At 51.5% G+C, this 13,596-nt stretch carries 15 protein-coding genes; 5 read left to right on the plus strand and 10 right to left on the minus strand.

What is annotated here, in order from left to right; translation table 11 throughout:
- Nucleotides 1–29: 29 nt before the first annotated feature.
- From ACUN8H_RS05490 to ACUN8H_RS05525, 8 genes are all read right to left on the minus strand, one after another.
- On the minus strand, nucleotides 30–1,055 hold the full coding sequence (locus ACUN8H_RS05490) for a potassium channel family protein (protein ID WP_445531151.1): 1,026 nt from the start codon (nucleotides 1,053–1,055) through the stop codon (nucleotides 30–32).
- Nucleotides 1,056–1,098: 43 nt separating this feature from the next.
- Nucleotides 1,099–2,133 (minus strand): sodium:calcium antiporter, encoded by a 1,035-nt coding sequence (locus ACUN8H_RS05495; RefSeq protein WP_445531152.1) that lies wholly within the window; start codon nucleotides 2,131–2,133, stop codon nucleotides 1,099–1,101.
- Nucleotides 2,134–2,184: 51 nt separating this feature from the next.
- Entirely contained in the window at nucleotides 2,185–3,150 is a 966-nt protein-coding gene (locus tag ACUN8H_RS05500; protein ID WP_445531153.1) for a cation transporter, read from the minus strand.
- Nucleotides 3,147–3,884, minus strand: a complete 738-nt coding sequence (locus tag ACUN8H_RS05505; RefSeq protein ID WP_445531154.1) for a substrate-binding periplasmic protein — start codon at nucleotides 3,882–3,884, stop codon at nucleotides 3,147–3,149. The genes ACUN8H_RS05500 and ACUN8H_RS05505 overlap by 4 nt, the downstream gene beginning before the upstream one ends.
- A 139-nt stretch (nucleotides 3,885–4,023) precedes the next feature.
- Entirely contained in the window at nucleotides 4,024–4,311 is a 288-nt protein-coding gene (locus tag ACUN8H_RS05510) for a hypothetical protein (RefSeq protein ID WP_445531155.1), read from the minus strand.
- 70 nt (nucleotides 4,312–4,381) lie between these two features.
- Nucleotides 4,382–4,687, minus strand: coding sequence for a hypothetical protein (locus ACUN8H_RS05515; RefSeq protein ID WP_445531156.1), 306 nt, complete (start codon nucleotides 4,685–4,687; stop codon nucleotides 4,382–4,384).
- A 61-nt stretch (nucleotides 4,688–4,748) separates the two neighbouring features.
- Nucleotides 4,749–6,044: a cytochrome P450 gene (locus ACUN8H_RS05520; RefSeq protein WP_445531157.1), complete on the minus strand. Its 1,296-nt coding sequence runs from the start codon at nucleotides 6,042–6,044 to the stop codon at nucleotides 4,749–4,751.
- On the minus strand, nucleotides 6,044–7,849 hold the full coding sequence (locus tag ACUN8H_RS05525; protein WP_445531158.1) for a thiamine pyrophosphate-requiring protein: 1,806 nt from the start codon (nucleotides 7,847–7,849) through the stop codon (nucleotides 6,044–6,046). The genes ACUN8H_RS05520 and ACUN8H_RS05525 overlap by 1 nt, the downstream gene beginning before the upstream one ends.
- A gap of 497 nt (nucleotides 7,850–8,346) precedes the next feature.
- Here ACUN8H_RS05525 and ACUN8H_RS05530 point away from each other — a divergent pair, with 497 nt between their 5' ends.
- The 5 genes from ACUN8H_RS05530 (at nucleotide 8,347) to ACUN8H_RS05550 (ending at nucleotide 11,887) form a co-directional block, all read left to right on the plus strand.
- Complete coding sequence (locus ACUN8H_RS05530; protein ID WP_445531159.1) at nucleotides 8,347–8,814, plus strand: DUF2243 domain-containing protein; 468 nt, start codon at nucleotides 8,347–8,349, stop codon at nucleotides 8,812–8,814.
- A complete protein-coding gene (locus tag ACUN8H_RS05535; protein WP_445531160.1) occupies nucleotides 8,811–9,563 on the plus strand; it encodes a cytochrome c oxidase assembly protein in 753 nt (250 codons plus the stop codon). Before ACUN8H_RS05530 ends, ACUN8H_RS05535 begins: the two co-directional genes overlap by 4 nt.
- A gap of 256 nt (nucleotides 9,564–9,819) precedes the next feature.
- A complete protein-coding gene (locus tag ACUN8H_RS05540; protein WP_445531161.1) occupies nucleotides 9,820–10,158 on the plus strand; it encodes a general stress protein in 339 nt (112 codons plus the stop codon).
- Between the two features lie 339 nt (nucleotides 10,159–10,497).
- Complete coding sequence (locus ACUN8H_RS05545; protein ID WP_335597020.1) at nucleotides 10,498–11,322, plus strand: manganese catalase family protein; 825 nt, start codon at nucleotides 10,498–10,500, stop codon at nucleotides 11,320–11,322.
- 61 nt (nucleotides 11,323–11,383) lie between these two features.
- On the plus strand, nucleotides 11,384–11,887 hold the full coding sequence (locus ACUN8H_RS05550; RefSeq protein WP_445531162.1) for a ferritin-like domain-containing protein: 504 nt from the start codon (nucleotides 11,384–11,386) through the stop codon (nucleotides 11,885–11,887).
- 133 nt (nucleotides 11,888–12,020) lie between these two features.
- Here ACUN8H_RS05550 and ACUN8H_RS05555 read toward each other — a convergent pair whose 3' ends face one another.
- Together ACUN8H_RS05555 and ACUN8H_RS05560 are read right to left on the minus strand one after the other, a co-directional pair.
- A complete protein-coding gene (locus ACUN8H_RS05555; RefSeq protein ID WP_445531163.1) occupies nucleotides 12,021–12,605 on the minus strand; it encodes an SCO family protein in 585 nt (194 codons plus the stop codon).
- Between the two features lie 4 nt (nucleotides 12,606–12,609).
- Entirely contained in the window at nucleotides 12,610–13,449 is an 840-nt protein-coding gene (locus tag ACUN8H_RS05560; RefSeq protein ID WP_445531164.1) for a cytochrome c oxidase assembly protein, read from the minus strand.
- Nucleotides 13,450–13,596 lie beyond the last annotated feature (147 nt).

Below are 13,596 nucleotides of genomic sequence, written 5' to 3' on the forward strand. Positions count from 1 at the left end.
TACTCCTCATTTAGGTATCGCCGCCATTGCTAAGTGTGGCTGTTATTCGTTGATTGCCATACATCCTGCCACTGCCAGCCATCTTTATGAACATAGGCTACCAATAACGTTTGGTAGGGTAGCGAGGCTAAATAGTCGTGTATCTCAGTGTTCGATTTCCCAATGCGGGGCAGGTCGGCATAACCATTGAGCACAGGAATGTCAGGCAGCTGTTGGCTTGGGTTGATAAAGGCACTGTCGAGCGTATCCAGAAATTGCTCAATGGTTTTGCGTGTGATTAACAACTGTTCCAGCGAAGTATCCTCCAGTTGTGTGCTAGCAAAGCATGCCACATTGATGGCTTGATACAGGGTCGCGATCGCGAGCGAAAACGCTTTGCTACGCGCCTCGCTGTGATAGTAGTGCAGGATTGGGTAGGCTAAATGTTGCTGCCCCAAGGTCGTGATCGATGATTGTAGTGTCTGTAGTTGGCTTATTAGCGTCGTATATTCCCCGCCGCTGTGAGTGGCCGCAAGAATCTGCTGAGGATCTTCGCCCATCGCGCTGATAGTCAGCGATGCTTGGCGTTTTTGAATGACGTTGGTAATGATATTCAGCACATAGGTAATCGATAGGGTAAACAGGAAAAAGCCGTTTGCGGCCGCCAGCACCGGCGGAAGGCGCCACGTGTCATTGCCTGCCACGAAATCACCGTAGCCCAGCGTGGTGAGGGTATATCCGGTGTAGTAGGCCCGCTCCATTACGCTGGCGGTCGCCTTCGAAGTGGACACTACGACGGCTTGCGGTGAACTACAAAAAAGTAAAAACCAACCCAGCCAGGCGACGAAAAACCACGTCAGCAGTAGCGTTACCGTTATCCAGGGGCCGACAGAAGAGAGCATGGCGTGGCTTTTACGCCGGCGGTGAATATTGAGCAGTAAAAACCACAGCCCACTGACCAATCGGTTGGTGAGAGGGCCGCCTGAGCTCGAGACCGATAGGGTGGTTCGAATGGCGTCGTAAATGACCAGTAAAATCAGCAGGGCACCGATGATCCCCACTAGCGTGCTTCCCATCACAATGAGTACTCCTTTGAAATATTTACCGCTGACGTAAGCGCTAGTTCACCATTAGCGTGGCAATGCCCGCTACATAGAGGCCGATGATGACTAGGCTTTCAAAACCAATACGGCCAGGCCCCTGCTCTTGGCGATGCAGCAGGCCTAGCATTAATACGCCTGTCATTAACACGGCCAGGGCAACCCATAGCATGACCTGATCAGGTATGACGTGATAAATCGAGCCACCGCGATAAGCGATATCTGACGCCGCAGCAAACAGGGTATCAAATGCATTGCCGCCAATAATGCCCGCCACGGCGAGCGTTAGCGCTCCACGTCTTACCGCTGCGACGGTGGTGACCAGCTCAGGCAACGACGTGGCCACCGAGGTCAGTAGCACCCCAACCGCCGCTTGGCTAAGGCCTGTTTCCGTTGCAATCACCGTAGCGCTGCGCTCGAGTAGCCAGCCCGTCAGGCCTATGGCAAGGGCAAGGCCCAAAAATAGTAGCCAGAGACGCATTAGCGTTAGTTTTCCCGGCGACTCATCGGGCTGGTCTTCATGGGTTTCACGCGTTCGGGTGGGCGCCCACATCGGGCGAGTTTGGGCATTTTTAACCAGCTTCAGCCCAAACAGATAAGCGATAAACAGCAGGGGAGTGACAGGGTGTATCTGCCACAACGTCCACTCAGGCGTAAAGCGACCTAACAGCAACAGGCATAGCAGGCACAGCAGTAACGCGCCCTGAATCAAATTGCCCAGGGAGGCCGCCGCGTGTTCGAGATTCGCACGTCGATACGCCATATCGGCGATGGTTAAAAATAACGTCTGAACAGCGATGCCGCCCAAGGCGTTACTCATTGCCAGTTCGGGTTTGCCGGTCCAAGCCGAAGACACTGACACCACAATGCCGGATAGCGACGTCGCCATTCCCAGCAGTACAGCGCCGGCAATGGCTTCGCCTATCCCGGTGCGGTCAGCGAGGTCGTCGACAATCCGTGCAAGCCGGGTACCCACGATGCCAATGATGGCGGCGCAAGCGCTGAACAGGGTAAAAGCGGCGGTTAATGACATATCACTGAGCAGTGTGAGCATAAATGACCCCGGCCAGGGTAGGTTCTTGAGATGTCGATAAGCGTGAAACGCCTACAGCATCGGTGATTCGATGGTGGTGTCACTGGGCCAAGCCGTGACCACGACTTCATAAATACGCCAGTCGTAGTGGTTTAAAAACTGCGCGGCCTCGCGTAAGTGGTGCGCCAAATTCTCGTCGCTATGGGGAACCACAAATGCTTCGCCGCTAAAGATATGGCCCTCCTCACGTAAGCGTACGGCAGCACTGGCGACCCACTCCATGTTACATAATTGTGCCTCTAACGCTTCAGCAAGATGTTCTGGCTCTGCTTTAGAGGTAAAACGGGGGCGCCTGTCGAGGAGGTCACCCACTGCCTCTTTCAGGTTCGTCACGCCATCCTTGGTGACATCGAGCGCAATAAGCGCACCTGCCAGCGCATCCGCCCACCATAGGCCAGCGCCAACGCCGAGTATCCCCGCAATCGCGGCAAGCCCCGTCATCCAATCCGCCTTACTCATCTTGCCATCCACAAACACCGTTTTTTCATGTACTTTTTTAGCGGCTTTCATCTGTAAATGGCCGATGATGACCGGTGGAATGACGCTGTAAATCAGCGCACCAATCATTAACCACCCCATCCAAAAAGTAGTGCCGAAGAGCTCGACGGCGCCAATGCTGGGATGCTCCATTTTGGCGAGCTTCAGTAGCGAATCAAGCAGCAGGATACTGCCGAGCAGCGCTAACGCCGTGGCTGCACAGAGAAAAGCGATACTGGTAGCTCGCTGATAGCCATAGGGAAAGATTTCATTAGGCGCTCGGTTGCGATAACGCATGGCGACTAGAAAAGCGATAGGAGGAATTAAAGAGAGCATGTCTTCAAACCAGGCCACTCGCATGGCCTGACTACTGCCTAGCACTAAAGCCAGTACGCTGACGATGGAGATGCGAAACCCCAGGTTCCACCATTCAAGCCGCACTAGGTAATCAAGGTCTTTCTGTTTATCAGGCGGTAGTTGATACGCTTGCCTTACTTTCATTGCGCCGCCTCCAACTGCTGCAGCCGCTGCTCAATATTTGAGTAGCCATTGAGGTGGCGTTGCAATGTCAGCATCCACGCGTTCTCGCCTTTAGGCAGCGCCATTACCTGTTTGTCGGTAATGATCTCCCAGGGGCCAGCTACCAACCCGTGCGCCGATAACCACCAAGTAGGCCCGGCGACGGGCCCCTCAATACGAGTAATGTTGGCAACTTTGATTGGCTTGGCATTTTTTTCTTTAAGTGCTGCATGCATATGATTAACAGGAGGAATAGCGACTTCAAGACCCTCTAACGAAGTGGGGAATGGCGCCCCCGACGGAAAACCGACGGTATAGCGGTTTTGATAATAGGGGCGGGTCAGCGCCGCCTGCTGGCCCAGGCGGGAGCGATTCGTTAACCCCCCTATTACCACATCAAGTTGACGATGCTGCAGCGCGGCTAGCAACCTATCTTCACTGCCCCAGTGCCAGCGGATTTCTGAATTAAGCCGTTCCGCCAATGAGCGGATGATGTCCGGTTCCAGTCCAGCAGGGCCCTCTTCACGGCGGATCACCCAAGGCGGGTTTTCAGTCAATCCGACTTCCAGCACACCTCCTTGGAGTCGTTCCATCGTATGTTCTATGTCTTGGGGATAGCGGCATCCGGGTAGGGCCAGCGCTGACAATAGGCTTAATACAACGAATAAAAGTGCGCGCTGAGACCCAAAAAAGCCTTTCCCTTTTTTGGTTTTCATAGCGAACTCCTGTTAACAATGGCGCTGCCCAGCAATAGCGGCTAGGCAGCGTCAATGCCTTAATGATAACTAATATTTGATTGACTCGGCTAAGGCAAGTGCCCGCTAGCCGTTAATCCCAACTGATGGGGCATCTCTGTTAATTAGGGTCATTCTTCCCGAGCGTAAAATCCGGCGGATCGCTGGCAGGGAAGCTTTCATCGCTCATTTCATCGACATGTTCCTGTTGCTTGCGAAAAGCATTGAGCTTTACAAATTCACTCAATGGCTTTGCCAGCACCCAGTGCTCATCTTGGCGGGTTAATTCCTGGTTAGGCACGCTATAGGTATTGCCATCGCTGGCTTCAAGCGCTACCCGCTTTAGGTATTTATCTTGAACAAAATGGCCTATAAGCTGTTGCTTATCATCATAAACTGGATTTTTCACGGTCACTGCCTCGTCAATTAAACGTAATCATAGCGATCAAGAAAGGCTCAATGCTCGACTGAGATCAAGGCTATTCACTGCTCTTTGGATCGGCCTCATCTGTTTTTTGATCAATATTGTCTTTATGCGCTTTTTTTTCCTTCGCCAGCTGTGCGCCAGAAAAAGGAGCCGCCTCAAGAGAGGTGTTATGGTCTGGTGAGGAAGAGTTTTTATCAGCTTTCTGATTATCGACGTTTTCGTCGGGTCGAAAGGGCTGGGGCTCTTCTTTATGGGAGCCTTCACGCCCAGCTTGCTGATCGTCATTAGGCATGTCTTTATCTAGCAATTGCTTGGCCTTCTGACTTTCTTCGCGCTTATCAGTGGATTGACGATTCATGATTTCCCTCCTGGATAATGTCGCCGTAAGGTTTATATCAATGGTCTTAAAAAAATGCCGACTAGCCGTTTTCTTCAGTGGTGACAGAAAGAGGATCGATAGGGCGAACATTGGTGATGATTAGTCCGCTGCGAGGCCGAGCCGGTACCACATTGAGATCGATCGTTAAGTCTTGCGGGGGTAGGTCATAGCGCACCTGCTGGGCGAATTTTTCGATGGCCCAGTTGATGAGCGCCACAGTAATCCACTCTCCCGGGCAGCGATGCTGTGTCGCATGCTCGCTACCGCCTTGGGGGATCATCGCAAAGCGATGAAATGCCTGGGGCTCGTTTTCGAATCGTTCCGGGTAAAACTGATCCGGTGACGCCCAGCGTTGGGCGTCATGGTTAGTGCCGTAAAGATCAAGAATGGCTTGCCTGCCGCGCTTGAAGCGATAGCCTTGCCACGTAAAGTCAGTTTTGACGCGCGCCGCTAGGAATGGAAAAAACGGATAGTAGCGCCGCACTTCTTGAATAAAATGTTGGCGATAGCGGCCTGCCCCAGGGTGTTTGAGCTTATCAAGGCAGTGCGGGTACTCATGCAGCGCCATCACCGCAAACACCATATACCTTGCTACCGCCACGATGGGTCGGATGACATTGATTAACTCGACGGCAACAGTATGGCTGGGTAAAACCTTGCCATTCGCCTCTTGAAAGTCGGCAAACGCGGCCAGGGGCAGTGATGGGTCAATGTCATGGCGCCCTTGCCTGTATTGGCTCACTAACGCTTGTAGCGCATTTTCGGCTTGACGGCGTGCGCGTCGGCTTGCCCAATGCTTTGGACCTATGGCGGCCCCGCCTTCTACCATTAGCACCAGCTTGTTCGTCATGTCGGGCACCTCTGCTTGGTGCAGGGGAATACCGCACCAAGCGCAGGCTGCACGGCATAACAGTTGGTGAAACTCGTCGAGCAGCGTGATCGATGCTTGCGGCTGCCAAAGCGTTAGATGCGATTGCCAGTATTGCTCGACCCACTGCATAAGCGCATCAATGCGCGGCTGAGACATTAATGAAAGAAACAGCGCTTTGCGCTGACGATGCGCCTGTCCATCAAGGCCTTGGACGGCACCTTCACCAAACAGGGTTTTTTTTAGCCGCCTGGGGGCGGCGTTCACTCGGGTGAAACGCGCCTCATCGTAAAACAGCGCCGCCGCTTCTTCGCCTCTCATAAACAACGTTTTTTTAAGCAGTAAGCGGGAGCTAAAAAGATTGCTCCCTAACCGGTCGCATTGCGCTGAGATATAAGGGTAACCACAGCGCATTATCGGATACGTGCTCTCCCAACTTGCCATCGGCGGCTCAGCATGGTGGCCCATTAATGCCTCCTAAGATGAGGCGCTTTAGCAATAAAGCTCTTCGAGAACTGTTTTAAAGACGCTTTGATCGTCTCCAGAGCATCTGGATCTCCATGCAGCATGGCCGACATGTAGGCCTTGGCCTGCTGTTTGGAAATATGCGGTGGGATAGGGGGAATGTCAGGGTCCGTATGAAAATCAAGCACGGTGGGGCAGTGATTGGCAATTGCCTGATCCCAGGCACTACCAATCTGTTCTGGATCGGTCACTTCAATGCCTTTCAAACCAATCATTTCGGCATACTGCGCATAGGAAAACGCTGGTACATCCTGTGACGCTTCATACTTGGGATCGCCATCTTGTACACGCATTTCCCACGTGACCTGATTGAGGTCGCGATTATTCAGAACGACGACAATCAGCCGCGGATCTTGCCAAGTCGACCAATATTTACAGATAGTCAGCAGCTCAGCATTGCCGTTCATTTGCATGGCACCGTCGCCCACAAAGGCGATCGAAACACGCTCAGGGTAAGCAAATTTGGCTGCGATGGCGTAGGGTACCGCGTTGCCCATGGTGGCCAGACCGCCAGAAACCGAGCCGCGCATACCGGCACGAAGCTTAAGATCGCGCGCATACCAATTGGTAGCCGAGCCGGAGTCACAGCTGAGCAGGCATCGGTCGGGCAAGCGCTGTGAGGCTTCCCAAAACACGCGTTGTGGGTTGATGGGATGTGCCTCACCCATTGCGCGTTCACGGAGTAACTCCCACCAATCGGCGACATCGGCTTCAATCGCCTGCTGCCAATCGCGATTACTTTTATGCGTCAAAAGAGGGATCAGGGCCTGGAGTGTCAGGCGAGTATCGCCGGTGAGGTTAACGTCCATGGGATAACGCATGCTCAACATGCGGGGTTCTATGTCAATCTGCACGCCACTTGCTTGGCCCTCGGGCGGTAAAAACTCCGAATAGGGAAAACTAGAGCCAATCATCAATAACGTGTCGCACTCTGCCATGAGTGTCCAACTGGGGTTGGTGCCTAACAATCCAATCGAGCCGGTAACGTAGGGAAGATCATCAGGCAGTACATCCCGCCCCAGCAAGGCTTTAGCAACACCGGCGCCGAGGCGGGTGGCGACTTCCTCTACTTCTCTCTCGGCACCCCTAGCCCCCGCGCCGACTAAAATAGCTACCCGCTCACCGGCGTTGAGTATGTCTGCCGCATGGGCCAGAGAGTGCTCGTCGGGTATCACGTTGGCGGACGTATAACCCACGCCAGAATGAACGGTGCCATGGGCATGGGCGGGCGTCTCAACCGCTTTTTGAGACTGTAAGTCGTTGGGTACCACAATGGCGGTAACGGTACGTTCACCGGAGGCGATGCGCATGGCGCGATCAATCAGATGACGAACCTGCCCAGGGGTAGTAGCAAGGTGGACGAAATCACCCGCTACATCCTTGAATAGCGAAACCAAATCCACTTCTTGCTGATACTCGCCACCCAGCGCTGTACGTGCCTGCTGGCCGACAATAGCGACAACAGGTACGTGGTCTTTTTTTGCGTCGTAAAGACCGTTGAGCAGATGGATTGCCCCTGGGCCTGAGGTCGCCATGCAAACACCTACCTTGCCCGTGTATTTTGCATAACCACAAGCCATGAACGCCGCCATTTCTTCGTGCCGAGGCTGGACAAAGGTAATCGACTCATTGGCACGGTTGAGCGCGCCCATCAAGCCATTATTACCATCTCCGGAATAGCCGAAAATATGCGATACCTGCCACTGCTTCAGCCTATCAATGATGAAGTCGCTAACCTGTTGTGTCATCCGTGACCTCCCAGCGGTCTGCTGTGTTCAACTATCCTAAGAACTCCCTAAGAACCCCCTAACAACATGCTAAAAACCATTTACAGGTGTTTGTCTGCTAAGCAGTTATTTCTTATATGCTAGAAGTATTGCATGGTCGGGGCGTTACCACCTTGCTGAATCAAGCCCGAGGCTAGTGTTTAACCAATATTAAATAAAGGCTTGAGTGATTATGTTTAAATCTTTCGGCGCGTTTTTTGGAAACGCTGCTAATGCTTTAGCTGCGCGAAAGCATTATGCGCATTTGCTAACGCCTGCGTATGCTTTAATTACTGTAGAGCGCAGCGGTTGCGGCGTCCAGTGAGTGGGTATGGGGTGTCTGATTTTTAACTTAAGTAGAAGAAATTTTGCGATTTTACTGCTAAAGGCTGCTTGTAAAAATATTAAGCTTAACGACAGCATAACAAGTTATAAACTACGGTAGATGGACTTTTATAAGAGGAAAAGGAGGCCAGGCAATGAAGGAGAGTGTGGGGCAGAAAAAGAGCCAGCTTACGTTGCTTGCTACCATTTTATTGGGTTTAGGGAGCATGGCCGCGATCGACGAAATCATTTTTCATCAGCTATTGGGTTGGCATCATTTCGTAGACGTAAACAGTTCGGCGCTGGCGCTAGCTTCAGATGGGCTCTTACATACGCTGGAATTGATACTACTAATCGGTGGGGGCGTGCTGTTGCTGCATCTATACGAACAAAAGCTATATGCCAAAGGCTATCAAAGCGCCGGTTTTTTGTTGGGAATGGGTGGTTTTCAGCTATTTGATGGCATTGTCACGCACAAAATTTTAGGGCTCCACCAAGTCCGCTATGTCGATAATCTACTGCTTTATGATCTAGGCTGGAATGCTTCAGGTCTGTTGCTGCTATTGATAGGCTTTGGGCTGTTGCGACGTGCCAAGCGGGGCTTAGCAGCTAGCGCTTCATGAACGCATTTGGCTTCATCTTCAGCTTATTGGCCGTTCTCTATTGGGCGGGGTATTGCCATGTGCGTCGGCGTGGTCAGCATTGGCCATTCTGGCGGTTAGGGATATTTAATCTCGCCGCCATTGCAGTGGTCATCGTGCTTTCGCCGCCACTGATGCACTGGGCGCACCATGATTTTCGCGCTCATATGATGGTGCACTTGATAGCGGGCATGGTGGCGCCGCTGGGCCTGGTAATGGCATCACCGATCAGCTTGGCGCTTAAATGCGTACCTAAATCCTGGGGGCGCTTCTGGGTGTGTTTGGTCGCTAGGCCATTGGTACGGTTGGTGAGCCATCCCATTACGGCCACCCTGCTTAATGTCGGTGCGATGTATGCGCTTTATATGACCGATGTGTATGCCTGGATGTTTGAGACACCATGGCTTGCAGCCTGGCTACACTGGCATTTCGTTATAGCTGGCTGTCTCTTTACATGGGCAATTGCGGGTCCTGATCCTGCGCCTCGACGGCCTAGCTTAGGCCTTCGTTTCGGCACACTCTTTGTCGCCATGGTGGCACACGCCACGCTTGCAAAGTGGATGTACTACTTTCACCTCCCTTCGGCCGTTCCACTAAAGGAGTTGCAGCAAGGAACTGAGTTAATGTTTTATCTCGGTGAGTTAACCGAGGCCTTCTTGGCTTATTGGCTAATGCGGCAGTGGGTGAGAAGTACTTCTCTGAGAGATTTAAATAAAGTAACAACCTATTGATCCTATTGTTAAAGCGACTTGTTGTTAATGTATATTATTAATAATAATTAACTTTCCTGACCTTCTTTGCGTTGATAGAAAGTTGGTGGAGCGTTTGCTTTTTTAATGAGCGTCATTGACAAAGATTAAAAAAGGCTTTTTAAACGGCGCTTTCCTTGAAGTGCTCATCTTGGTGACTATTCTGCATAGTGCTCGGTTAGTAAAAGCGAGTAATTAAGACGACGGGTTTTAATTGTTCCACTAAAGGAGTTTTATCATGGTTGATAAACGTAAAGACCAAGGAATGTCTCGTGAGGAAGCAGGCCAAAAAGGCGGCGAAGCTACCTCAGCAAGTCACGGTAAAGAATTCTATGAAGATATTGGTCATAAAGGTGGCCAAGAAAGTAGCGGCAACTTTGCCAATGATCCTAAACGTGCTTCTGAAGCAGGTAAAAAAGGCGGCGAAGCCACAGCAGATTCTCATGGTAAGGATTTTTATGAGGATATTGGTCATAAAGGTGGCCAAGAGAGTGGCGGTAACTTCGCAAATGATCCAGAACGCGCTTCAGAAGCAGGTAAGAAAGGCGGTCAAAATAGCCATGGCGGTAATCGGTAAAACTAACAGCTTTCCTTTAATGGAGAGAGTTGGCTAACCCGCAATACTGACCAAGATGCCAAGGCGTTTTGATCAAGTAGCACGCCAGTACGATGATATTGCTCAGGAAGCAAAAACGGTGCTTAGAGATAAGCGTTAAGTTGAGTGCCAAGGAAGGCGTTTCCTAGCAGCCCAAGCAAAGGATGCAATGATTGCTCAGGGACGAGCGGAAGTTCCCCATAAGGGAAGGAACCCTTAATGGTTATCGCATTGGAAGCTACCAACATACTTAAGGAAGAGCCTTAAGCATACTGTCAGGGAAAGGAATTCCTGACAGTCTACCTACAAGGAGTGCAACCTATGTTTCATCATTCCGCAAAATTGCAATATCCGGTAAAAGTCGATAAGCCTAACCCTGAGTTTGCGATGCTGCTTCAGCAAGCCATTGGTGGTATCGAAGGCGAAATCCGCGTTGCGATGCAGTATTTTTTCCAGGCAATGGGCGCGCGTGGCGATGACCGTATTCGCGACATGCTGATGTCGACAGCGACAGAAGAGTTATCGCATATCGAAATGTTGGGGCACGCGGTTGCGCTCAATCTGGAAGGGGCACCGGTTTCCTATCAGGAAGCCACGGCGAAAGACCCAGTCATGAATGCCATTCTAGGCGGTGCCAATCCACGTCACTTGTTATCCTCTGGCTTATCCGCCATGCCGGTCAATGCCAATGGCGTGCCGTTTGATATGAGCCATGTTTATGCAACCGGTAATATCGGCGCTGATATGTTGGCAAACGCCACCGCGGAAGCTGGCGGCCGGGTTCTGGCCTCGCGTTTATATAACTGGACTGACGACCACGGCATGAAAGATTTCTTATCTTTCCTCATTGCCCGTGATACTTATCATCAGCAGCAGTGGTTAGCGGTCATCGAAGAGATGGGGGGTATGAAGTCGCAGTTGCCTATTCCCAACTCCACGCCAGAAGATCATGAGAATATGCAACACTCCTACTACTACCTGAATACGCTGCTCGATAAAGAAGCACCGAAAGGCCGGTGGGCTGAAGGCCCCTCGTTAGATGGTAAGAGTGAGTACTCAGTCGTCAATCAACCTGCACCTGAAGGTCAGGAGCCTACTCTCGGTAATGCTAAGCCAGGCTCGGGCGCTCAAAAAGAGCAAATCTGAGTTTAGTCAGCAAAACGAAAGTGGGTGTAGGAAAGTGTTGGTGTAAAAAGGAGAGTCTGCAATGGAAAGCAAGCACTTGTTAGATTGGCTTCGGGATGCGCACGCAATGGAAAAGCAAGCGGAAAAAATGCTGCAATCCCAAGCACATCGCTTAGAGCATTATCCGCAATTGCAAAAGCGTATTGAAGAGCACATTGAAGAAACCAAGAACCAGTCTAAAAAGCTTGAACACTGTTTAACGCTTGTGGGCGCTGATACGTCTACGTTCAAAGATATGGGTGCTGAATTAACCGCCTTTGGCCAAGCAGTGGGCGGCATGATGGCTGAAGATGAGGTAGTGAAAGGCAGTATTGCGAGTTACGCGTTCGAAAATTTTGAAATCGCGAGTTATAAAGCCATTATTAAAGCCGCCGATATGGCATCGCAACCCGAGGTATCTCAGGTGTGTAAAGAGATTCTTCAGGAAGAAATTGCCATGGCTGACTGGCTGAGTAAACATCTGGATGAAACGACGCAGCAATTTTTAGAGCGTGATAGTGATGATGATTTGCGCGCTAAGACCTAGCGGTTAATACGGATATAGAAACACCGTTTTATTTGCTCTTACTCCCATCAGAGCAAAGCCCTTTCCCAGCCTCCCCGGCTGGGTTTTTTGTAGGTCGTCTCCCTGGTGAGCTTCTTTGCTTACGCCAAGTCTTTCAATGAGTCATTAGGCGGTTAAGGTCGGCAACGATAGCCTCGTTAGTGTCGTCCTCGCGAATTAATAACTGAGCATCGCCATCGCGGTCAAAAACGAAGACAGCGTTCGAGTGCGACACGTCATAATGGCCATTATCATCTTTCTCGCCATAGCCGTACGTGACTCGATATCGGCGCGTTAATGCCTGTAAGTCCTCTTGGCCACCGGTCAAGCCGATAAACTCAGGGCCGAACGCTTCCGTATAAGCGCTTAGCGTTGCCGGGTTATCGCGGGCAGGATCGACAGAGACAAACAGCACGCGCAGATCATCCCGCGTCTCTTCCCCTAGCGCCTGTGAGACCGCTGCCAGATTCGCGAGGGTAGTAGGACAGATATGCGGACAGTGGGTAAAGCCAAAAAAGAGCAGAATGACATCACCGGCGTAATCGGCTTCACTGACCGGTTGGTCTCGTTCATTGGTCAGTTCGAATGCCAGCGGTGGCATGAGGCCAGAGATATCCTTGGTTTGCCAGCTTGGGTCCGAGCAGCCAGCGAGCCAAAGTACTCCTGAAAGCAGCACCGTCTTGCTTTTTGTCATAAGCATAGTGTTACCCATAGCGATATGAGGTCGAACGTTGACCGAGCAGACGTCCAATAATGATCAGCACTGCTAGCACACTCATCATGGTGGCTGGAATCCAGGTGATCAGACCTCCGAGTCGTTGGTCGGTTAATGGTGCCAGTGGCCAAGCTCGGCCGCAAACGGCATAGACGTCAAATACGATGTTATGACTAAAGGTGAGATAGGCGCCTAGCAGCATCTGCGGCGGCACCACCGCCAGTAGAAGCGTTATTCTAATACCATAGCTTAGCCCGCCTTGTGTAGGCGAAGGCGAAGCGAGTATTAGCCACCAGAAGAGCAGCCCATCAAGCAGCATGCTCCAGTTCATTAACTGGTAGAGGCGCTGACTGAGCATCGCGTCGAAATGCACATGGGGAATTAGCCAAAAATAAATCAGGCCGACAAACAGCAGCGCAGCGATAACCGGCTGCTGCAATAGCCGATACCCCGGCCTTAGCGCCTGCGCCACCATAGTAATGCCAGAAAAGTTTCTTATTCGATGTGGTGTGCCTGCAATGAGTAGCGGCAACGGGGCGGACAAGGCGATCAGAAACGGCGCTAAATGATGCAGCACTAGATGCTGGCCACGATGAACGAAAAACATGTATTGCGCTAAATAATCGAAATGGGTCTGAGATACCGTGTAAATAGCTGCAATACCGAGCAGAAAGCTGAAAGGTCGCCAAAACCCCGCCTGCTGACCACTGCGCCTAAAACGTACCAAGCCGCGTATATATAGCCCTGCACTGATTAGGCAGAAAAGTGCCCAGGCAGGCGAGAATTCCCAGGGCTGCAGATAACTAAGGCTCTGTTCGATCACGCCCATGGCGGCTCCGGTGTAACAATAAAGCGAATAAGGGTGGCATTGGCAGCAAAAAATACCTGGTTAAGCGTGGCCAGTCCGCTATTTTTGGCTAGGCTTATAGAGGTAGATGACGTGTCGTTAACGCCTTCTAGGAAGGTAGCACACGTC

It is taken from the genome of Vreelandella sp. V005 (assembly GCF_052645115.1).